This is a genomic window from Catellatospora sp. NPDC049609 (assembly GCF_040675365.1).
GTDB lineage: Bacteria > Actinomycetota > Actinomycetes > Mycobacteriales > Micromonosporaceae > Catellatospora.
In genome coordinates, this window is record NZ_JBFAOU010000458.1 from 1 (window position 1) to 1,474 (window position 1,474).

Sequence of the window (1,474 nt, forward strand, 5' to 3'; positions counted from 1 at the left end):
TCACCGAAGGCGCCGTAGCGGGTGACGCGGCGGGTGGCGGCGTCTTGTGCGGCCAGGGCGAGGACGTGGTGTCCTTGCACGGTGGTGGTGTAGTGCTCGAGGGTGCCGGTTTCGGCGTCGCCGTCGATACGGCCGATGGTGTCGCCGGCCAGGGTGAGGTTCTGCCGGTAGGCGGGTTGCTGGCCGGGGGTGTAGACGATCTCCTGGGCGCCGAAGTAGCGGCGCACCGAGTTGATGGTGCCGTCGGCGTTCTTGCGGATCGCCGCGACGCGGGTGCCGGCGTCGTGGAAGTAGGTTTCGGTTTGTCCGGTGCTGCTGTTGGTGACCTTTCTCAGGCTGGAGGGACCGTCCCAGCGCTGGGTGTAGGTGGTGGCGGTGTTGTCGGGGTTGGTGACGGAACGGTTGGTGGTGTTGCCTGCCTCGTCGTAGAGGTAGGTGGCCAGGTCGAGGCCGTCTTCGGTTTCGTCGTCGACGTGCAGCGCGGTCAGGCGCAGCGGGTCGCCGCCGGCGGCGGGGTCCTGGTAGCGGTAGTTGGCGAACCGGGAGGTGATGCGCCTGCCCGGGATGGGGGCCTGGGCGGGCTGGGCCAGGGTCAGGTCGAACACGCCGGCGTAGTCCAGGCGTCCGCTGGCGCGGATGTAGAGGCTGGCGGCGTAGTCGTTGCCCCACGCCGAGGACAGCTCGCCGCGGTGGTTGTAGCTGTAGTCGGTGGTGTACTCGGGTTGGGTGGTGTCGCCCAGCTGCTCCTTGATCTGCGAGATCTGGCCGTTGTCGTAGTAGTCCAGGGTCTGCTTGTACCGCTGGATCTCGGTGTCGTTCTCGCCGAACGCGACGGTTTCCTGGCTGGTGAGCCGGCCGTAGCGGTCACGGTTGTAGCGGGTGAGCGGGTTGGAGAACTCGCTGAGCCCACCGGTGTTGGTGCGCCGTGCGGTCACCGCGCCGGCGGCGTTGCGGTCCACGGCGATGGCCATGGTGCCCCGGGATCCGAGGTCGATACTGGTTGCGGTCGGGGCGCCGTCGCGGTCGAACCCGGAGGCGTGCACCGCCGGGCCGGTGAACACGGTCTGCCCGGCGCTGTTGCGGGCGCTGTACTGGATGGTGGTGGGCTGCAGGCCGGTCTCGTCGAAGGAGACAGCGGTCTGCAGGGTGTCACCGATCCCGGACAGCCCCGACAGGCCCGGCAGGTCGTTGAGCCGCTGGCTGCCGACCGTCGGCAGACCGAACTCGTTGAACCCGGTGATGGTCGTGGCCGCCGGTGACACCGCCGAGGTGAGCCGGCCGATGGTGTGGTTGGCGTGCCCGGCTGCGGCGTCCAGCGACGCGTGCGGGCTGTCGTAGGCGAACGTGCTCACGTGACCGGGTCCGGCCTTGAACTCGTCGCGTTCGGCCACGCTCAGATCCCGCACCGCGGGAGTGATCTTGACCGTGCGGCCGAGGTCGTCGAACTCGGTGCGGTGGGTGTAGTCGGCGGCGC

The 1,474-nt window shown here is 69.3% G+C and carries 1 protein-coding gene; it reads right to left on the reverse strand.

Annotated elements, in window-relative coordinates:
• Positions 1-1,474 (reverse strand): hypothetical protein (locus AB0J67_RS41115; RefSeq protein WP_363491250.1); only part of this gene is annotated, 1,474 nt, incomplete at both ends.